At 70.3% G+C, this 19876-nt stretch carries 17 protein-coding genes; 13 read left to right on the top strand and 4 right to left on the bottom strand.

Annotated features, from left to right (window positions below; all coding sequences use genetic code 11):
* The first annotated feature begins 265 nt into the window (after positions 1–265).
* From ftsZ to GRC12_RS07040, 6 genes are all read left to right on the top strand, one after another.
* On the top strand, positions 266–1462 hold the full coding sequence (gene ftsZ, locus GRC12_RS07065; protein ID WP_208778213.1) for a cell division protein FtsZ: 1197 nt from the start codon (positions 266–268) through the stop codon (positions 1460–1462).
* 13 nt (positions 1463–1475) lie between these two features.
* The gene (gene pgeF / locus GRC12_RS07060; RefSeq protein WP_208778221.1) at positions 1476–2210 is read left to right on the top strand and encodes a peptidoglycan editing factor PgeF; all 735 of its coding nucleotides are present in this window, start codon (positions 1476–1478) and stop codon (positions 2208–2210) included.
* A 5-nt stretch (positions 2211–2215) separates the two neighbouring features.
* A complete protein-coding gene (locus GRC12_RS07055) occupies positions 2216–2935 on the top strand; it encodes a YggS family pyridoxal phosphate-dependent enzyme (RefSeq protein WP_208778212.1) in 720 nt (239 codons plus the stop codon).
* A gap of 129 nt (positions 2936–3064) precedes the next feature.
* On the top strand, positions 3065–3706 hold the full coding sequence (locus GRC12_RS07050) for a cell division protein SepF (protein WP_133042841.1): 642 nt from the start codon (positions 3065–3067) through the stop codon (positions 3704–3706).
* A gap of 71 nt (positions 3707–3777) precedes the next feature.
* A complete protein-coding gene (locus tag GRC12_RS07045) occupies positions 3778–4062 on the top strand; it encodes a YggT family protein (protein ID WP_016435858.1) in 285 nt (94 codons plus the stop codon).
* A gap of 52 nt (positions 4063–4114) precedes the next feature.
* On the top strand, positions 4115–5338 hold the full coding sequence (locus GRC12_RS07040) for a DivIVA domain-containing protein (RefSeq protein ID WP_208778211.1): 1224 nt from the start codon (positions 4115–4117) through the stop codon (positions 5336–5338).
* Between the two features lie 257 nt (positions 5339–5595).
* Here the strand turns inward: GRC12_RS07040 and ileS are convergent, their stop codons facing one another.
* Positions 5596–8733, bottom strand: coding sequence for an isoleucine--tRNA ligase (gene ileS, locus GRC12_RS07035; RefSeq protein ID WP_208778210.1), 3138 nt, complete (start codon positions 8731–8733; stop codon positions 5596–5598).
* A 594-nt stretch (positions 8734–9327) separates the two neighbouring features.
* On the opposite strand from ileS, the gene GRC12_RS07030 reads away from it, so the two are divergent.
* From GRC12_RS07030 to GRC12_RS07005, 6 genes are all read left to right on the top strand, one after another.
* Complete coding sequence (locus GRC12_RS07030) at positions 9328–10821, top strand: TraR/DksA family transcriptional regulator (RefSeq protein WP_244372190.1); 1494 nt, start codon at positions 9328–9330, stop codon at positions 10819–10821.
* Positions 10822–10882: 61 nt separating this feature from the next.
* Positions 10883–11458, top strand: coding sequence for a signal peptidase II (gene lspA / locus GRC12_RS07025; protein WP_208778209.1), 576 nt, complete (start codon positions 10883–10885; stop codon positions 11456–11458).
* Positions 11459–11516: 58 nt separating this feature from the next.
* Complete coding sequence (locus GRC12_RS07020) at positions 11517–12461, top strand: RluA family pseudouridine synthase (protein WP_208778208.1); 945 nt, start codon at positions 11517–11519, stop codon at positions 12459–12461.
* Positions 12458–12928: a GNAT family N-acetyltransferase gene (locus GRC12_RS07015; protein ID WP_208778207.1), complete on the top strand. Its 471-nt coding sequence runs from the start codon at positions 12458–12460 to the stop codon at positions 12926–12928. Before GRC12_RS07020 ends, GRC12_RS07015 begins: the two co-directional genes overlap by 4 nt.
* An 88-nt stretch (positions 12929–13016) precedes the next feature.
* Positions 13017–14603, top strand: coding sequence for a Na+/H+ antiporter (locus GRC12_RS07010; protein WP_208778206.1), 1587 nt, complete (start codon positions 13017–13019; stop codon positions 14601–14603).
* A 47-nt stretch (positions 14604–14650) separates the two neighbouring features.
* Positions 14651–15391: an SDR family NAD(P)-dependent oxidoreductase gene (locus GRC12_RS07005; RefSeq protein WP_208778205.1), complete on the top strand. Its 741-nt coding sequence runs from the start codon at positions 14651–14653 to the stop codon at positions 15389–15391.
* Positions 15392–15432: 41 nt separating this feature from the next.
* Here GRC12_RS07005 and GRC12_RS07000 read toward each other — a convergent pair whose 3' ends face one another.
* Positions 15433–16563, bottom strand: a complete 1131-nt coding sequence (locus GRC12_RS07000) for a mechanosensitive ion channel family protein (RefSeq protein WP_208778204.1) — start codon at positions 16561–16563, stop codon at positions 15433–15435.
* A 108-nt stretch (positions 16564–16671) separates the two neighbouring features.
* Between GRC12_RS07000 and GRC12_RS06995 the strand changes: the two genes are divergently transcribed.
* Positions 16672–17241, top strand: a complete 570-nt coding sequence (locus GRC12_RS06995) for a dienelactone hydrolase family protein (RefSeq protein WP_208778203.1) — start codon at positions 16672–16674, stop codon at positions 17239–17241.
* A 27-nt stretch (positions 17242–17268) separates the two neighbouring features.
* On the opposite strand, the gene GRC12_RS06990 is transcribed toward GRC12_RS06995, so the two are convergent.
* Entirely contained in the window at positions 17269–18939 is a 1671-nt protein-coding gene (locus GRC12_RS06990; protein ID WP_208778202.1) for an alkaline phosphatase D family protein, read from the bottom strand.
* Between the two features lie 94 nt (positions 18940–19033).
* On the bottom strand, positions 19034–19849 hold the full coding sequence (locus GRC12_RS06985; protein WP_208778201.1) for a thioredoxin domain-containing protein: 816 nt from the start codon (positions 19847–19849) through the stop codon (positions 19034–19036).
* Positions 19850–19876: the final 27 nt, after the last annotated feature.

Below are 19876 nucleotides of genomic sequence, written 5' to 3'. Positions count from 1 at the left end.
AGGCCAGCACCCTGGTTGGGCAGCGCTATGGCTGATCACATAGGGTGAAAAGAAAAACGGGAGGTTCGGCGTGTTCGTTGAACGTGCGCCACTTGTCGACTTAGTGTCCTGTTCGGAAGACTCCAGCGAACAGTCACACTGGTAACCCTAAACTTCAACGTTAGGGTTCGGGTCGGCGCTACGGACCGTCCCATTCGGCATCAGTCGTCGGATCGCACTCACCCGCGAAACGGCGACACGTAACTCGAGGCGAGAGGCCTTCGACGTGGCAGCACCGCAGAACTACCTCGCAGTCATCAAAGTCATCGGTGTCGGCGGCGGTGGTGTCAATGCCATCAACCGGATGATCGAGGTCGGTCTCAAGGGCGTCGAGTTCATCGCCATCAACACCGACGCGCAGGCGCTGTTGATGAGCGACGCCGACGTCAAGCTCGACGTCGGCCGCGAACTCACCCGCGGACTCGGCGCCGGAGCCAACCCGGCCGTCGGCCGCAAGGCCGCCGAGGATCACCGCGAGGAGATCGAGGAGGTCCTCAAGGGGGCCGACATGGTCTTCGTGACGGCCGGTGAAGGCGGCGGCACCGGCACCGGCGGCGCGCCCGTCGTGGCCAACATCGCCCGCTCCCTGGGCGCCCTGACCATCGGCGTGGTCACCCGCCCGTTCACCTTCGAGGGCCGGCGCCGCGCCAACCAGGCCGAGGACGGCATCGCCGAACTCCGCGAAGAGGTCGACACCCTCATCGTCATCCCGAACGACCGGCTGCTGTCCATCTCGGACCGCCAGGTCTCGGTGCTCGACGCCTTCAAGTCCGCGGACCAGGTCCTGCTCTCCGGTGTCCAGGGCATCACCGACCTCATCACCACCCCCGGCCTCATCAACCTCGACTTCGCCGACGTCAAGTCCGTGATGTCCGAGGCCGGTTCCGCCCTCATGGGCATCGGCTCGGCCCGCGGCGACGACCGCGCGGTGGCCGCGGCCGAGATGGCCATCTCCTCGCCGCTGCTGGAGGCGTCCATCGACGGCGCCCGCGGTGTGCTGCTCTCCATCTCCGGCGGCTCCGACCTCGGCCTGTTCGAGATCAACGAGGCCGCCCAGCTGGTCAGTGAGGCCGCCCACCCCGAGGCCAACATCATCTTCGGCGCGGTCATCGACGACGCCCTCGGCGACGAGGTCCGGGTCACCGTGATCGCGGCCGGCTTCGACGGCGGCCAGCCGCCGGCCCGCCGGGACAACGTCCTCGGCTCGTCCTCCGCCTCCTCCCGCCGTGAGGAGCCCACTCCGGTACGGCAGCCCGAGTCCCGCCCGTCCTTCGGCTCGCTCGGCAGCGTCACGCCGAAGGAGGACCCGGAGCCGGTGCCCGAGCCGGCCGCCGACCTCCCGGTCTCCCCGCCGGTCCCGCCGTCCCGGTCCTACACCGACAGCGCGGCCGAGGAACTGGACGTACCGGACTTCCTCAAGTGATCCTTCTGACGTGATGGAACAACGCTCGGAAACGAGCACAGTGGGCGGCGCGCACTTCGCCTTCACCAACCGGTGGGGCGGGGTGAGCGCCGTTCCGTACGAGGAGCTCAATCTCGGCGGGGCGGTGGGCGACGACCCCGACGCCGTACGCACCAACCGGGAGCTGGCGGCCAAGTCGCTCGGAGTCGATCCGGCCCGGGTCGTGTGGATGAACCAGGTGCACGGCAACGAGGTGGCCGTCGTCGACGGTCCCTGGGCGGAGCGCCCGGTGCCGGAGGTCGACGCGGTCGTCACCGCGCGCCGCGGACTCGCCCTCGCCGTGCTCACCGCCGACTGCACGCCCGTTCTGCTCGCCGACCCGGTCGCCGGGATCGTCGCCGCCGCGCACGCGGGCCGGCCCGGCATGGTCGCCGGGGTCGTCCCGGCCGCGCTACGCGCGATGACCGAGCTCGGCGCCGACCCCGCCCGGATCGTCGCCCGCACCGGACCCGCCGTGTGCGGGCGGTGCTACGAGGTGCCGGTGGCGATGCGCGCGGACGTGGCCGCCGTCGAGCCGGCGGCGTACGCCGAGACGAGTTGGGGCACGCCGGCGGTCGACGTGACCGCCGGGGTGCACGCGCAGCTCGAACGGCTCGGGGTGCGCGATCTGGAGCGGTCGCCGGTGTGCACCCGGGAGTCGGGCGATCACTTCTCGTACCGGCGCGATCGCACCACGGGGCGACTCGCGGGATATGTCTGGCTGGACTGAGGGACATGACGGACCGTAAGGACGAACTCGCCGAAAACCTGGCGAAGGTGGAGCGTCGTATCGCCGACGCCTGCGCCGCCGCCGGGCGCGCTCGCGAGGAGGTGACGCTGATCGTGGTCACCAAGACGTATCCGGCGGACGACGTGCGGATCCTGGCGGAGCTCGGTGTGCGCCATGTCGCCGAGAACCGGGACCAGGACGCGGCCCCGAAGGCCGCGGAATGTGCGGATCTGCCGCTGACTTGGCACTTCGTTGGTCAGTTGCAGACCAACAAGGTTCGTTCCGTGGTCGGTTACGCCGATATGGTGCAGTCCGTCGATCGTGCCCGGCTGGTCACGGCGCTCTCGAAGGAGGCGGTGCGGCAGGGACGCGAAGTCGGCTGTCTGATCCAGGTCGCGCTCGACGCGGACGTGAGCGGTCGCGGGGAGCGCGGGGGTGTCGGTCCCGAGGGAATCGAAGAGTTGGGCGACCTGGTCGCCCGCTCGCCGGGTCTGCGGCTGGACGGTCTCATGACCGTCGCACCGCTGACCGGGCCCTACGCGGGACGTGAACGGGCGGCGTTCGAGCGGTTGATGGATTTGTCGACCGACCTGCGCCGAGCCCATCCGGCTGCGAACATGGTCTCGGCAGGGATGAGTGCGGACCTCGAGCAGGCCGTGGCGGCCGGGGCGACACATGTACGCGTCGGTACGGCGGTACTCGGAGTCCGCGCACGGCTCGGGTAACGTCGCCAGGAAGTCGGACCACAGCAGAAAATATGGTCAATGCCGCCGGAAGGCGGGCACAACGGCCTCGTGGATCGCGGGCACTTGACGGTCGTCAGTCGATCCACCACAGAGCGGAGGACTCAGAGCATGGCCGGCGCGATGCGCAAGATGGCGGTCTACCTCGGCCTCGTGGAGGACGATGGGTACGACGGCCGGGGATTCGACCCCGATGACGACTTCGAGCCCGAACTGGACCCCGAGCCGGAGCGGGACCACCGACGGCACGAGCCGTCCCACCAGTCGCACTTGGCACATCAGTCCCAAAGGGACGAAGAGGTGCGAATCGTACAGCCGCCCGCTCCGCGCGAGCCGGTCGCCCGTTCCGCTTCGCTACCCGCGGAATCCGGCCGTCCGGCGCGCATCGCGCCCGTGGCGTCCATCACACAAGAACGCGCAAGCCTGGAGAAGAACGCACCGGTGATCATGCCCAAGGTCGTGTCGGAACGAGAGCCTTACCGGATCACCACACTGCACCCGCGGACCTACAACGAGGCCCGTACCATCGGGGAACACTTCCGTGAGGGCACCCCGGTGATCATGAATCTGACTGAGATGGACGACACAGACGCGAAGCGACTTGTCGACTTTGCGGCCGGATTGGTGTTTGGTCTTCACGGCAGCATCGAGCGGGTGACGCAGAAGGTGTTCCTGTTGTCGCCTGCTAACGTCGATGTCACGGCGGAGGACAAGGCCCGCATCGCAGAGGGCGGGTTCTTCAACCAGAGCTGAGACGCACGACCGGAAACAGCAGTAAAAGTAGTACCCAGCAGCACGGAACAGGGGAGAGGGAAGCACCAGCAATGAGCGTGGTCCTGGATGTCATCTACATCGCGCTGATGTGCTTCCTCATCGTGCTCATCTTCCGGTTGGTCATGGACTACGTCTTCCAGTTCGCCCGCTCATGGCAACCCGGCAAGGCGATGGTGGTCGTTCTGGAGGCCACCTACACTGTCACTGATCCACCGCTCAAGCTTCTGCGGCGGTTCATCCCGCCGCTGCGTCTCGGGGGCGTGGCGCTCGACCTGTCCTTCTTCGTACTGATGATCATCGTCTACATCCTGATCTCGATCGTGAGCCGGCTGTGAGCGATGTGACCTACCGTCTTGCCGATGCCGACGACTACGTTGAGGTGAAGAGATGCCGTTGACCCCCGAGGACGTGCGGAACAAGCAGTTCACGACCGTCCGCCTCCGAGAAGGCTATGACGAGGACGAGGTCGATGCCTTCCTCGACGAGGTCGAAGCCGAACTGACCCGCCTGCTCCGGGAGAACGAGGACCTGCGCGCCAAACTGGCCGCGGCCACGCGCGCCGCTGCTCAGAACCAGCAGAACATGCGCAAGCCCCCGGAGGGTCCCGGCGGTCCGCAGGACCAGCAGGGCGGCATGCCGCAGGGTGGCATGCCCCAGCAGGGCGGTATGCCGCAGCAGGGCATGCGCGGGCCGGGCGCCCCCGTGCCGGCCGGCATATCGGGCCCGCCGCAGCAGCAGATGGGTGGCCCCATGGGTGGCCCGCCCCAGCTGCCGAGCGGTGCGCCGCAGCTGCCCGCCGGTCCCGGTGGACAGGGCGGCCCGCAGGGTCCCGGCCCGATGGGCCAGGGTCCGATGGGTCAGGGCCCCATGGGCCAGGGCCAGATGGGCCAGGGTCCGATGGGCCAGGGCCAGATGGGCGGCCCCATGGGCCAGCCCCCCATGCAGCAGCAGATGGGCGGCCCGATGGGTGGCCCCATGGGCGGTCCGATGGGCGGCCCCGGTCAGGGCCCCGGTGGCGACAGCGCCGCCCGTGTCCTCTCGCTGGCCCAGCAGACCGCCGACCAGGCGATCGCCGAGGCCCGTTCCGAGGCCAACAAGATCGTCGGCGAGGCCCGCAGCCGCGCCGAGGGTCTCGAGCGTGACGCCCGTGCCAAGGCCGACGCCCTGGAGCGGGACGCGCAGGAGAAGCACCGCGTCGCGATGGGCTCCCTGGAGTCCGCCCGCGCCACGCTGGAGCGCAAGGTCGAGGATCTGCGCGGCTTCGAGCGCGAGTACCGCACGCGTCTGAAGTCGTACCTGGAGTCGCAGCTGCGTCAGCTGGAGACCCAGGCCGACGACTCGCTTGCTCCGCCGCGCACTCCGGCCGCCGCGAGCCTCCCGCCGTCCCCGGCGCCCTCCATGGCCCCGGCCGGCGCGAGTGCCCCGTCCTACGGAGGCAACCAGACCATGGGCGGTGGGCCGAGCCCCGCCGGTCCGTCCTACGGCGGCCAGCAGCAGATGACGCCGGCCATGACTCAGCCGATGGCTCCGGTCCGTCCGCAGGGTCCGTCCCCGATGGGCCAGGCCCCCTCGCCCATGCGCGGGTTCCTGATCGATGAGGACGACAACTGACGGCCGCGACACGGTGAGTAGTACGCCGTAGGCGTCGGCAGCGTTCAAGGGCGGGTCCCGGATTTCGGTCCGGGGCCCGCCCTTTTTATGCGCGTTGATCGCAGGGCTCTTCCGTCGCGGTGGTTGTGGGCTCTTCCTTCGCGGTGGCCGTGGGCTCTTCATGTGCGGTGACCGCCGGCTCAAGCGCGGATGACCCCCCAGCCGTAACGCCGAAGGCCCGGCCCTCTGGAGGGCCGGGCCTTCAAGGGTGCGGGAGGCTATGCCTTGCGCAGGCGGAACGTGAGGGACAGGCCCTCGTCCGTGAACGGCTCGCCGTACGAGTCGTCGGCCTCGCCCTGGGCGAAGTCCGTCGCCAGGACCTCGTCCGCGATCAGACCGGAGTGCTCGCTCAGCGCCGCGACGACCGCGGGGTCCGTGGACGTCCAGCGCAGCGCGATCCGGTCGGCCACGTCCAGGCCGCTGTTCTTGCGGGCCTCCTGGATCAGCCGGATCGCGTCACGCGCGAGACCCGCCTGCCGCAGTTCCTCCGTGATCTCCAGATCCAGGGCCACCGTCGCACCGGCGTCGGACGCCACCGACCACCCCTCGCGCGGGGTCTCGGTGATGATCACCTCGTCCGGAGCCAGCGTGATCGTCTCCCCGTCGACCTCGACCGACGCCGTGCCTTCACGCAGGGCCAGCGACAGCGCGGCCGCGTCCGCGTTCGCCACGGCCTTGGCGACCTCCTGCACCCGCTTGCCGAACCGCTTGCCCAGCGCCCGGAAGTTGGCCTTGGCGGTGGTGTCCACCAGGGAGCCGCCGACCTCGCTCAGCGACGCGAGCGCGCTGACGTTCAGCTCTTCCGTGATCTGACCGTGCAGCTCCCGGTCCAGCGAGTCGAAGCCCGCCGCCGCGACCAGCGCCCGCGACAGCGGCTGACGGGTCTTGACGCCCGACTCCGCGCGCGTGGCCCGGCCGAGCTCCACCAGCCGCCGTACCAGGACCATCTGCTTCGACAGCTCCGGGTCGATGGCGGACAGGTCCGCCTCCGGCCAGGAGGCGAGGTGCACCGACTCCGGGGCGCCCGGGGTCACCGGCACCACAAGGTCCTGCCAGACCCGCTCGGCGATGAACGGAGTCAGCGGGGCCATCAGCTTGGTGACCGTCTCCACGACCTCGTGCAGGGTGCGCAGCGCCGCCTTGTCGCCCTGCCAGAAGCGGCGACGGGAGCGGCGGACGTACCAGTTGGACAGGTCGTCGACGAACGCCGAGAGCAGCTTGCCGGCGCGCTGGGTGTCGTACGCCTCCAGAGCCTGCGTCACCTGGTCGGTGAGCGCGTGGAGTTCGGACAGCAGCCAGCGGTCCAGGACCGGGCGGTCGGCGGGGGCCGGGTCGGCCTCGCTGGGCGCCCAGTCGGACGTACGGGCGTACAGGGCCTGGAAGGCGACCGTGTTCCAGTACGTCAGCAGCGTCTTGCGCACCACCTCCTGGATCGTGCCGTGGCCCACGCGGCGTGCCGCCCACGGAGAACCGCCGGCCGCCATGAACCACCGCACCGCGTCCGCCCCGTGCCGGTCCATCAGCGGGATCGGCTCCAGGGTGTTGCCCAGGTGCTTGGACATCTTGCGGCCGTCCTCGGCGAGGATGTGCCCGAGGCAGACGACGTTCTCGTAGGAGGACTTGTCGAAGACCAGCGTGCCGACCGCCATCAGCGTGTAGAACCAGCCGCGGGTCTGGTCGATGGCCTCGCAGATGAACTGCGCCGGGTAGCGGCTCTCGAACAGCTCCTTGTTCTTGTACGGGTAGCCCCACTGCGCGAACGGCATCGATCCCGAGTCGTACCAGGCGTCGATGACCTCCGGCACGCGCGTGGCCGTCTTGGCGCACGTCGGGCACGCGAAGGTGACCTCGTCGATGAACGGGCGGTGCGGGTCGAGGCCCGACTGGTCCGTGCCGGTCAGCTCGGTGAGCTCGGCGAGGGAGCCGACGCAGGTGAGGTGGTCGTCCTCGCAGCGCCAGATCGGCAGCGGGGTGCCCCAGTAGCGGTTGCGGGACAGCGCCCAGTCGATGTTGTTGTTCAGCCAGTCGCCGTACCGGCCGTTCTTGACCGTCTCCGGGAACCAGTTGGTGTTCTCGTTCTCCTGGAGGAGGCGGTCCTTGATGGCCGTGGTGCGGATGTACCAGGACGGCTGCGCGTAGTAGAGGAGCGCGGTGTGGCAGCGCCAGCAGTGCGGGTAGCTGTGCTCGTACGGGATGTGCTTGAACAGGAGGCCGCGCTGCTGGAGGTCCTCGGTGAGTTTTTCGTCCGCCTTCTTGAAGAAGACGCCGCCGACCAGCGGGACGTCCTCCTCGAAGGTGCCGTCCGGGCGGACGGGGTTGACGACGGGGAGGCCGTAGGCGCGGCAGACCTTGAGGTCCTCCTCACCGAAGGCGGGGGACTGGTGGACCAGGCCCGTGCCGTCCTCGGTCGTCACGTACTCGGCGTTGACCACGTAGTGCGCGGGCTCGGGGAACTCGACCAGCTCGAACGGACGTTGATAGGTCCAGCGCTCCATCTCGGTGCCGGAGAAGGACTCGCCGGTGGTCTCCCAGCCCTCGCCGAGCGCCTTGCCGACGAGCGGCTCGGCGACGACGAGCTTCTCCGTGCCGTCGGTGGCGACGACATAGGTGACCTCGGGGTGCGCGGCGACCGCGGTGTTGGACACCAGCGTCCACGGGGTCGTCGTCCACACCAGGAGCGCGGCCTGGCCGGCCAGCGGACCGGAGGTGAGCGGGAAACGGACGTACACGGAGGGGTCGACGACCGTCTCGTAGCCCTGCGCCAGTTCGTGGTCGGACAGGCCCGTGCCGCAGCGGGGACACCAGGGGGCGACGCGGTGGTCCTGGACCAGCAGGCCCTTGCCGAAGATCTCCTTCAGCGACCACCAGACCGACTCGATGTACTCGGGGTCCATGGTGCGGTAGGGGTCCTGGAGGTCGGTCCAGTAGCCCATGCGGGTCGTGAGCGCCTCGAAGGCGTCCGTGTGCCGGGTCACCGACTCACGGCACTTGGCGTTGAACTCCGCGATGCCGTACTTCTCGATGTCCTGCTTGCCGCTGAAGCCGAGTTCCTTCTCGACCGCGAGCTCCACCGGGAGACCGTGGCAGTCCCAGCCGGCCTTGCGGGCCACGTGGTAGCCGCGCATGGTGCGGAAGCGAGGGAAGACGTCCTTGAAGACGCGCGCCTCGATGTGGTGGGCGCCCGGCATGCCGTTCGCGGTGGGCGGGCCCTCGTAGAACACCCACTCGGGGCGGCCCTCGGACTGCTTCAGGGTCTTGGCGAAGATCTTCTGCTCGCGCCAGAAGTCGAGCACCGCGTGCTCGAGCGCGGGCAGGTCGACCTGGGCGGGCACCTGGCGGTACGTCGGCGTTGTCATCAGCGAGCTTCCTCCGGCGGACTTGCTGCCTTCCGTCCGGAGGGACGAGAGCCGTGTCTTTCTCTACGCCGGTTTCGGCGCGCTCCCGCGGTACCACCCTCCTTGGCCCTCCGGCGCGTGGTGTGCACCGGTGAGCCCCCTCATTGGGGTCGCGATGCCGGTTCTACTGCCCCTCTCGGGGGTTCCTCCGGCGGCTCCGGGGTGATCTTCACGTCGCGCTCGCCCCCGGGCTTCCACCGTCCCCGGGTCGCTCTGGGCTGCGTACGCCGCTACTCGTCCCCATCCACGCTTTTCGCTCCGCCCAGTGTACGGCGCCGCGCGGACAGCGGCCGACCGGTTTTCGGGTACCCGGGGGTGGCGGTGCCCTACGGCCGGATGTGACCCGAATGGAGCGGTACGCGTGTTCGGATCCTGGGACGGACGGCACGGCGGATTACCCCGCGGGGAGCTGGGCACAACGCATGCAGGCTTGCGGAGCGGCGTGCGCGAGCCGGGCGAATCGGGCGGTGCGCCCCGTTGCCGCGGGACTCAAGTCGATTTATCGTCCCAGCACGATTCGCGTGCAAGATCACAATATGTGAAGGGGCCGCGGCCATGGTGGCGAAGAAGACCGCCGTACAGCAGTCGGCGTCCGGCAGGTCCACACAGGCCTCGGGCGGTGCGGCCAAGGATGTGAGCGGCAAGAAGAGGGTGAGGACGGTACGGGGGGCCTCCGGCGGGGCGGCGAAGAAGACGGCCGAGGGGGAGCGGTCGGAGAGACCGCCGGGCACGGGAAGGGCGACGGCCGCGAAGAAGCCGGCCGCCAGGGGGGCGACGACGGCCCGAAGGGCCGTGGCGAAGAAGTCGACGGCGGAGAAGACGACAGCGAAGAAGTCAGCAGCGGAGAAGCCGACGGCGGGGAAGCCGGCATCGAGGAGCACCGCGGCGAAGAGGAGCGTGGCGGGGAAAACCGCGGCGGAGAAGTCGGCGGCGGCGAGGAAGACGGCGGCCAAGAAGACGGCCGCGACGAAGAAGGCGGCGGTCAAGGAAGCGCCCGCGGGTAAGGATGCGCCGGGCAGGGAGACGGCCGCGGCGAAGAAAGCGGCGACGAAGAAGGCGGCGGTCAAGGAAGCGGCCGCGGGTAAGGAGGCAGCGGGCAGGGAGACGGCCGCGGCGAAGAAAGCGGCGACGAAGAAGGCGGCGACGAAGAAGGCGGCGACGAAGAAGGCGGCGGTCAAGGAAGCGGATCCGGGGAAGAAGGCCGCTGCGAAGAAGACGGCCGCCAAGAAAGCCGCGGTGAAGAAGGCCGCTGCGAAGAAGGCCTCCGGGAAGGAGGAGGCCACGAAGCGGGCCGCTGCCGGGAGGACGGCCACCGGGAAAGCGGCCGGCGAGAAGGCGGCCACCGGGAAAGCGGCCACCAGGCAGGCGGCCACTGGGAAAGCGGCCACCAGGCAGGCGGCCACTGGGAAAGCGGTCACCGGGCAGGCGGTGGGCGGCAAGGTCGCCGCCAAGAAGGTCGCCGCCAAGAGGGCCGCCGGCGGCGAGAAAGGCGCCGCGGCGAAGAAGAGCAAGAGCACGGCCAAGAAGGCGGGCGCGGCGCAGACCGCGGAGCAGACGGGAGCCACGACAGTGGTTGCGAAGAAGACTCCTGGCACGGCCACGGCGGCGAAGACCGCCGTACCCAAGGCGCGGATCGCGGCGGCTGTGGAGCCGGGCGAGCTCGCGGTGCGCCCCGGTGAGGACCCCTGGACGCCGGAGGAGGTCGAGGAGGCGCGTGCGGAGCTGCTGTCCGAGGAGCAGCGGCTGCGTGACGAGATCACGTCCTCGGAGCAGGCTCTGCAGGGCCTGATGCGGGACTCCGGGGACGGCGCGGGCGACGACCAGGCGGACACCGGCGCCAAGAACATCACGCGCGAGCACGAGATGGCGCTCGCGGCCAACGCGCAGGAGATGCTCACCCAGACCGAGCACGCCCTGCAGCGGCTGGACGCCGGCACCTACGGGCTGTGCGAGAACTGCGGCAACCCCATCGGCAAGGCCCGTATGCAGGCCTTCCCCCGGGCCACCCTGTGTGTGGAGTGCAAGCAGAAGCAGGAACGCCGGTACTGAAGGCCCACACATGCGTGCCGTACCCTCGTGCTCAGTCAGGTACCTAGGTTGAGGGACTCACGTGGCAGAGGCGGAGCGCATCATCGGTACGCCGGATTCCCCGGAGGCGGCGGGGGCCGAGTCGCAGCGGGACGGGTCGGCGCCGCCCAGGGGCAGGCGCAAGATCGCCGTGCTGTTCGCGGTGGCCGCCTTCGCGTACACGCTCGACCTGGTCAGCAAGCTGCTCGTGGTCGCGAAGCTGGAGCACCACGCGCCGATCGAGCTGATCGGTGACTGGCTGAAGCTCGAGGCGATCCGCAACGCGGGCGCGGCCTTCGGCTTCGGCGAGGCCTTCACCGTGATCTTCACGGTGATCGCGGCGGCGGTGATCGTGGTGATCGCCCGGCTCGCCCGCAAGCTCTACAGTCTGCCCTGGGCGATCGCGCTGGGCCTGCTGCTGGGCGGCGCGCTCGGCAACCTCACGGACCGGATCTTCCGCTCGCCGGGCGTCTTCGAGGGCGCGGTGGTCGACTTCATCGCCCCCAAGGGCTTCGCGGTCTTCAACCTGGCCGATTCGGCGATCGTGTGCGGCGGCATCCTGATCGTTCTGCTGTCCTTCAAGGGGCTGGACCCGGACGGCACGGTCCACAAGGACTGACCGGCGGTTGTCCACAGGCGCGGTCGGGACGATCGGCGCCGTCCGGCATACTCGACGGGTGAGCACGATTCCCGAGATCCGTACCCTGCCCGTGCCCGACGGCCTGGAGGGCGAGCGTGTCGACGCCGCCATCTCCCGCATGTTCGGCTTCTCCCGGACGAAGGCCGCCGAGCTCGCCGCGGCGGGGAAGGTCACGGTCGACGGCTCGGTGGTCGGCAAGTCCGAGCGGGTGCACGGCGGCGCCTGGCTCGAGGTCGAGATGCCGCAGGCGCCCGCGCCCGTGCAGGTGGTCGCGGAGCCGGTCGAGGGCATGGAGATCGTGCACGACGACGACGACGTGGTGGTGATCGTCAAGCCGGTCGGCGTGGCCGCCCACCCGTCGCCGGGCTGGACCGGGCCCACGGTCATCGGCGGTCTCGCCGCGGCCGGCTACCGCATCTCCACCTCCGGTGCCGCCGAGCGCCAGGGCATCGTGCACCGGCTCGACGTCGGCACCTCCGGGCTGATGGTGGTCGCCAAGTCGGAGCGCGCGTACACCTCGCTCAAGCGGCAGTTCAAGGAGCGCACGGTCGACAAGCGGTACCACACGCTCGTCCAGGGCCACCCCGACCCGACCAGCGGCACCATCGACGCGCCCATCGGCCGCCATCCCCACCACGACTACAAGTGGGCGGTCACCGCCGACGGCAAGCCGTCCGTCACGCACTACGACCTCATCGAGGCGTTCCGCGCGGCCTCCCTGCTCGATGTGAAGCTGGAGACGGGCCGCACCCACCAGATCCGCGTCCACATGGCCGCCCACCGCCACCCGTGCGTCGGCGACCTCACCTACGGCGCCGACCCGACCCTCGCCAAGCGGCTGCACCTGACGAGGCAGTGGCTGCACGCCGTCCGGCTCGGCTTCGAGCACCCCGGGGACGGTGAGTGGGCGGAGTTCGCGAGCGACTATCCGGCCGACCTGCAGAAGGCTCTGGACCAGGTCCGCGAGGAGACGTACGGATGAGCACGCGCGCGTACGACGTACGCATCGCCGAGGACCCGGCCGATCTGGAGGCGTGCTTCGCGGTGCGCAAGGAGGTCTTCGTCGGCGAGCAGGGCGTGCCCGAGGACATCGAGTACGACGCGTACGACCCCGTGGCCGTGCACGTGCTGGCCGTGCGGGACGACGGGGTGCCGCTCGGCACCGGGCGGCTGCTGCACGGGGAGGCGGCCGCGGCGAAGGTCGACGGCGACCTCTCGGTGGGCTCGCTCGGGCGGCTCGCCGTCACCCGGGAGGCCCGCGGCCTCGGCGTCGGTGTGGCGCTCGTACGGGCGATCGAGGACGCGGCACGCGCGCGGGGGCTGACGGCCGTGGACCTGCACGCGCAGACGCACGCCCTGGGGTTCTACGAGCGGCTGGGGTACGAGGCGTACGGGCCGGAGTACCCGGAGGCGGGGATACCGCACCGGGCGATGCGGCGCACCCTGTAACGAAGGGGGCCGAAAGGGCTGGTGGGATCGGTGTCGTGGCAGGCTTGAAGTCCGCCTCCCGTCCGTCGATCCTCCCGGAGCGCTGACCGTGGATCAGTTGGCCCTGCTGTTCGTCCTGTTGCTCGGGGCCGTGCTGAGCGTCCCGCTGGGGGACAGGTTCGGGGTGCCGGCGCCAGTGTTGATGACCCTGCTCGGGGTCGCCCTCGCGGTGGCCGACTTCGTGCCGAACGTGAACGTCCCGCCCGAGCTGATCCTGCCGCTGCTGCTGCCGCCCCTGCTGTACGCGGCGGTGCGCCGCACGTCCTGGCGGCAGTTCGCGGCGAACCGGCGGCCGATCTTCCTGCTGGCCGTGGCGCTGGTCTTCGTCACCACCCTCTGCGTGGCCGTCATGGCCCACGCCATCGTGCCGGGACTGCCCGTCGCCGCCGCCGTCGCGCTCGGCGCCCTGGTCGCGCCGCCCGACCCGGTCGCGGCGACCGCGGTCGCGGGCCAACTGGGCCTGCCCCGCCGTCTGGTGTCCATCCTGGAGGGGGAGGGCCTGTTCAACGACGTCACGGCGATCGTGCTCTACCACGTCGCGGTCGCCGCCGCGGTGAGCGGCGAGTTCCACGCGGGTCGCGCCGCCCTCGACCTGGTGCTGTCCGCCGTGGTCGCCGTCGCGATCGGCGTCGCACTCGGCTGGGGCGCCAACCGGCTCCTCGACGTGCTCGGCGACGCCACCCTGCAGGTCGGCCTGACGCTGCTCGTGCCGTACGCCTCCTACGTGCTGGCCGAGGAGTTGCACGGTTCCGGGGTGCTGGCCGTGCTCACCACCGCGCTCTTCCTCGCGGAGTACGCGTCCGACCCCGACGACGTGATGACCCGGCTGGCCGGGCACACCTTCTGGGACATCGTCGACACGCTCGTCACCGGGGTCGCCTTCGGGCTGATCGGCCTGGAGCTGCACAACGCCATCCGCACCGCGTCCGGACGGTGGGGCGAGATGCTCGGCTGGGCGGCGGCGGTGCTCGCCGTGGTGGTGCTGGTCCGGCTCGCCTGGCTGCTCCCGGCGACCTGGCTCACCAAGCGGCTGCACGCCAGACGGGACCACGACGAGGACATCCCGATGGGCTGGCGCGAGACCATCGTGATGTGGTGGTCCGGGATGCGGGGGGTGGCCTCGGTGGCGCTGGCGCTCGCGATCCCCCTGACCACCGACGACGGTTCGGCCTTCCCCGACCGGGACGAGATCGTCTTCATCGCCTTCGGCGTGATCATGGGCACGCTGGTGCTGCAGGGCCTGACCCTGCCCTGGCTGGTGAGGTGGCTCGGGGTGCAGGCCGACACCGAGCACGAGAAGGAGTTCGAGAAGGAACTCGCCGTGCGCGCCGCGAAGGCCGCCAAACGCAGGCTCAAGGAGATCGAGGAGGTCGAGGACCTGCCGGACGAGCTGTCGGAGCAGATGCTGCGGCGGGCCCTGGAGATCGGCGTGCGGATCAGCCCGGACATGGGCGAGGAGGAACGGCGCGAGGCGCACGAGATGCGGGTGCGCCGACTCAAGCGGATGCGGCGGATCCAGGGCGAGCTGCTGAGCGCCGCACGGCACGAGGTGATGGCCGCGCGCAGCGAGCCCGGGGCGGACCCGGAGATCGTGGACCGGGTGCTGCGCCATCTCGACGTACGCAGCCTGCGCTGACCGGAAACGGTTGCGCGCGCCGGGCCGCGCATGCGTAGGGTCGGATCATGGCTCGCAATGTGGTGATCAGTGGTGGAGGCACGGGAATCGGGCTCGCGGCGGCGCGGGTGTTCGCGGCGGAGGGGGATCGGGTCCTGCTGCTCGGGCGGCGGGCCGAGGTCCTCGCGAAGGCCGATGTGCCGGGGGCGTCGACGTACGCCGCCGACCTGGCCGACACCGCCGCCGTGCGCGGGGTCGCGGAGTTCGTGGCGGAGGAGTTCGGGACCGTGGACGTGCTGATCCACGGCGCCGGCGGCACCGGGCAGCTGGAGCCCCCGGCCGCGAGCGAGGACCCGCTCGACCGGGTCGCGCACAACTGGACCGTCAACTTCCGGCTCAACACCCTGACCGCCGCCCTGCTCACCGAGGCCCTCAAGGACCGGCTCGCCTCCCCGGGCGGACGGGTGCTGTTCGTCAGCTCCATCGCCGCCTACCGGGGCTCGGGCAGCGGGGCGTACGCGGGCGCCAAGGCCGCGTTGCACCCGTACGCCCATGACCTGGCGCGGGAGCTCGGGCCGCGCGGGATCACCGCGAACGTGGTCGCGCCCGGCTACATCGAGGACACCGAGTTCTTCGGGCCTGCCATCGATCCGGCCCGGCGCGAGCGGCTCGTCGCCGACACGCTCGACAAGCGCGCCGGCACCCCCGGTGACGTCGCCTCGACCCTGCACTGGCTGGCCTCACCGGGCGCGGCGCACGTCACCTCGCAGGTGATCCAGGTCAACGGGGGCGCCGAGCGCGGGCACTGAGCCCGAACGGCGCCCCCCTGTTCGGCTACTCGCGCGTTCGGCTACTCGCGCGCGCGGCGGGCCGCGGCGGCGTCGCGGTGGCCGTCGAGATGCCCGTTCACACGGCCGTCCAGGTGGTCGTCGAGGGCGGGCCGGCTCGGTGGCAGCACGGCGTCCGCCGTGTTGACGCGGGGCAGCGCGTACGGGTGCTCCGCGCACAGCCAGCTGAGCATCTGCTCGCGCACCGCCACGCGTACCGTCCAGATGTCGTCCGCGTCCTTCGCCGTGACCAGGGCGCGGACCTGGATGGTGTTGGGCGTGGAGTCGGTGACCACGAGGTTGTGGGCGCGGCCGTCCCAGGCCGGGCACTCGCGCAGGATGTCCCGCAGCCGCTCCCGCATCGCCTCGACGGGCGCCGAGTGGTCGAGGTGCCAGTAGACGATGCCCGTCATCTGGTTGCTGCCGCGCGACCAGTTCTCGAACGGCTTGGAGGTGAAGTACGACACCGGCATGGTGATCCGGCGCTCGTCCCACGTCCGCACGGTCAGGAACGTCAGGGTGATCTCCTCGACCGTGCCCCACTCGCCGTCCACCACCACGGTGTCGCCGAGCCGCACCATGTCGCCGAAGGCGATCTGCAGCCCCGCGAACATGTTGCCCAGCGTCGACTGGGCGGCGACACCGGCGACGATGCCGAGGATGCCGGCCGAGGCCAGCAGCGAGGCACCGGCCGCGCGCATCGCGGGGAACGTCAGCAGCATCGCGGCCACGGCCACCACGCCGACGATCGCCGAGACCACGCGCATGATCAGCGACACCTGGGTGCGCACCCGGCGGACCCGGGCGGCGTCGTGGTGGGCGCGGGCGTACCGGCTGTAGGAGGTCTCGACTATCGCCGCCGCGATCCGGATCACCAGCCAGGCCGCCGCCCCGATCAGCACCAGGGTCAGGAACTGGCCCACCGCGACCCGGTGTTCGCGCAGCAGCCGGGCCTCGTCGTAGGAGCCTCTCAGCATGGCGGCGCACAGCACGAGCTGGTAGGGGATGCGGCCACGGCGCAACAGACCCCACAGCGGCGTCTCGCTGTGGCGTCCGTCGGCCTTGCGCAGCAACTGGTCGGTGGCCCAGCCGATCACGAGCGTGAGGACGACCGAGCCGCCGATCACGATCAGCGGGCGGAGTACGTTCTCCATGCCTCCGAACCTAACCGGATCTCCGGGGTCATGAACATGTGACTTCCGGCGCGAAGGGGGTACGGCGGTCGCGGTGCGTTGTCAGTGCCGGCTGGCACCATGGGCCCCATGAACATCATGCTCTTTCACTCGACCTACGGCCTCAGGCCCGGGGTGCGCCTGGCCGCGGACCGGCTGCGCGGTGCCGGCCACGAGGTGTGGACCCCGGACCTCTTCGAGGGGCGTACGTTCGAGACGGTGGAGGAGGGCATGGCCTTCAAGGACCGGATCGGCAAGGACGAGCTGCTCAGAAGAGCCGTCCTGGCCGCCGCGCCCTACTCCGAGAGAGGCCTGGTGTACGCCGGGTTCTCGCTCGGCGCCTCCGTCGCGCAGACCCTCGCACTCGGCGACGAGAAGGCCCGCGGGCTGCTGCTCCTGCACGGCACCTCGGACATCGCGCCGAACGCGTCGGTGGACGATCTGCCGGTCCAGCTGCACGTGGCCGAGCCGGACCCGTTCGAGACGGACGACTGGCTGAGCGCCTGGTATCTGCAGATGCGCAGAGCGGGCGCGGACGTCGAGATCTACCGGTACGCCGGCGCCGGCCACGTCTACACCGACCCCGAACTGCCGGACTACGACGAGGAGGCCGCCGAGGCCACCTGGAGGGTGGCGCTCGGCTTCCTCGAAACGCTCTGACCGGACGAGTCCGATCAGAGGGTGTGATCAGACGGGGTCGTACGTCCGCTCGACCTTCTGCGTGCCGCTGCGGGTGCGGTACGAACGCTCCCAGGAGGAGGTCGCGTTCTTGTCCGTGCGGTCGGACAGGACGTAGTAGTCCATCTGCGCGCGATCGGCGGTGATGTCCAGGACGCCGTAGCCGTGGCGGTCGGTGTCGACCCAGTGCACGTGCCGGTTGGCGGCGCGGATGACCGGTGAGGCGATCGCGGAGACCGTGCCCTCGGGTACCTTCACGATGTCGTCGAGGTTGTCGGAGGTCACCGACGTCACGACGAACTCGGTGGCGGCGGAGGCGGACAGCGGGTACGTACCGGCGTCCACCGGCACGTCGTTGGCCCACGCCATGTGGATGTCACCGGTCAGGAACACGGTGTTGCGGATGGCGTTCGAGGTCAGATGGGCGAGCAGTTCGCGCCGGTCGTCGGTGTAGCCGTCCCACTGGTCGGTGTTGACCGCGAGGCCCTCCTGGGGCAGTCCCAGCAGCTTGGCGAGCGGTTTGAGGAGGTCGGCGGAGAGCGAGCCAACGACGAACGGCGCGATCATCACCGAGTTGCCGACCAGCCGCCAGGTGGTGTCGGAGGCCTTCAGCCCGGCCTTCAGCCAGTCGAGTTGGGCGCGGCCGGTGATCGTGCGGTCCGGGTCGTCCACCGAACCGGAGCCGGAGGTGGCCTGCTGGGAGCGGAAGGAGCGCAGGTCCAGCAGGGACAGGTCGGCGAGCTTCCCGAAGCGCAGCCGGCGGTAGGTGGTGCCCGCGATCGCCGGACGCACCGGCATCCACTCGAAATAGGCCTGCTTGGCGGCCGCCTTGCGGTCGGTCCAGGTGCCCTCGGCGCCCTCGGTGTGGTTGACCGCGCCGCCGGACCAGGCGTTGTCGGCGAACTCGTGGTCGTCCCAGATCGCGACGACCGGCGCCTTCGCGTGCAGCGCCTGCAGGTCCGGGTCGGTCTTGTACTTGCCGTGCCGGGTGCGGTAGTCCGCGAGCGTGAGGATCTCGTTGGCCGGCGCGTGCGGCCGTACGACCGTGCCGCGGGCCGCGTACTCGCCGGACTTGTACTCGTAGATGTAGTCGCCGAGATGCAGCCAGGCGTCCAGGTCGCCGCGTGCCGCGAGATGGCGGTACGAGGCGAAGTAACCGCCCTCCCAGTTGGCGCAGGAGACCACGCCGAAGCGCAGGCCGGTGACGGCCGCGTCGGCGGCGGGCGCGGTGCGGGTGCGGGCGGCGGGGGAGTCCGTGCCGTCGGCCGAGAAACGGAACCAGTAGTCGGTGGCCGGCTCCAGGCCCCGTATGTCCGCCTTCACGGTGTGGTCGGAGGCGGCGGTCGCCGTGGTCGAGCCCTTGGCGACGATCGTCGTGAACGCCTTGTCCCGGGCCACCACCCAGCTCACCTGGGTGTCCGGGCCGAGCCCCGAGCCGGGCACCGCCTCGGCGGTGGGCGTCACCCGGGTCCACAGCAGGACGCCGTCGGGCAGCGGATCGCCGGAGGCGACGCCGTGCAGGAACTGCGGGGTGTCGGTGGCGGCCCGGGCGGGCAGGGCGGCGGCGAGCGGGCCTGCCAGAACAGCCGTCGCCGCCGCGGCCTTGACGACCGTACGGCGGCGGGGCGAGCGCGAGTTGAGGTCCTGGGACGCCTCGGTGGATCTGTATCGACTGGTCACGGGCGAACAGGTTACTGACCGGTACGCACGAGAGCGGGCGAACTCACAAAAGTTCGCCCGCTCTTCCCTCGGAGGTCGTTCACCGACCCCGGGATCAGGCCTTGAGGGCCGCGTCCACCACCTGGTTGAACTGCTCCACCGTCATCGGCGGGTTGCCCTGGCTGTCGGCTGTGAGCATCTTGCCGTTCATCACGAAGCTCGGGGTGCCGGTCACGCCGTCCTTGTTGTCGTCGAAGGTCTTCGACATGGCCATCGCCCAGGCGTCGTACGTGCCCTTCTTCACCGCGTCCTGGAACTTGGTGTTGTCCTTCAACGCGGGCACGGTCTGGGCGACCTTGATCAGGTAGCTGTCGTCCTTGAACTTGTCGGTCGTCTCGTCCGGGTGCCACTTCGTCGAGTACAGGGCGGTCTTGTACGCGAGGAACGCGTCGTCGCTGACGTTCAGCGCGGCACCGAGGGCGCTCAGCGCGTTCTTGGAGCCCTGTCCGTTGTCCTTGTCGTCGATGAACGTGCCACCGATGTACTGGATCTTGAACTTGCCGCTGTCGATGTCCTTGGTCACGGTCGAGCCGACGGTCTGCTCGAACTGGGCGCAGATCGGACAGCGCGGGTCCTCGTAGACCTTGAGGGTCTTGGCGCTGGACTTGCCTATGACGACCGTGGTGCCGTTGGGGCCCGTCGTGTGGGCCGGGGCCACCACCTTGGCGTCCTTCAGGCCTGCCCAGTAGCTGGGCTTGTTGGCCTGGACGACCGCGTAGCCGATGCCGCCGGCCGCCGCGAGGACGGCGACGATCGCGCCGGCGACGATGATCTGCCGCTTCGCCTTGGCCCGCTTGGCCTGACGCTCGCGCTCCTGGCGCAGCCGCTCCCGGGCCGCCGTCTTGGCCGCCTGGGTGTTCCGCTTGCTCATGTTGGTGTTCTCCATGTGGGACGCGCA

Source organism: Streptomyces griseorubiginosus (assembly GCF_017614965.1).
Lineage (GTDB): Bacteria > Actinomycetota > Actinomycetes > Streptomycetales > Streptomycetaceae > Streptomyces > Streptomyces griseorubiginosus_B.
The sequence above is the reverse complement of the archived record's forward strand: the minus strand, read 5'-3'. Positions and strand labels throughout refer to the sequence as shown.